1 protein-coding gene is annotated in these 223 nt (G+C 65.9%); it reads left to right on the top strand.

The features are described 5' to 3' along the window. Positions 1-127 precede the first annotated feature (127 nt). On the top strand, positions 128-223 hold a 96-nt coding region (locus E4K09_RS01490), incomplete at its 3' end, for a heavy metal-binding domain-containing protein (RefSeq protein ID WP_342211325.1).

Genomic DNA, 223 nt, shown 5'->3' with positions numbered 1-223 from the left:
GCCCGGCGGCTCCATGCGCGACGACGAGGTGATCAAGGCCGCCGACGAGGCGGGCCTTGCCATGGTGTTCACCGGTCACCGCCACTTCCGCCACTGAGAACCAATCCCCACATCAGGGTCTCCAGCCATGGAGACCCTGATGATCGTCACCACCACGCCTACCATCGAAGGACGCCGGATCGCCGCTTATCGCGGCATCGTCTCGGGCGAGGCCATTCTGGGC

This window comes from Microvirga pakistanensis (genome assembly GCF_004458765.1).
GTDB classification, from domain to species: Bacteria; Pseudomonadota; Alphaproteobacteria; order Rhizobiales; family Beijerinckiaceae; genus Microvirga; species Microvirga pakistanensis.
Note: the sequence above shows the minus strand (reverse complement) of the source record. Positions and strands in the feature narration are given on the sequence as shown.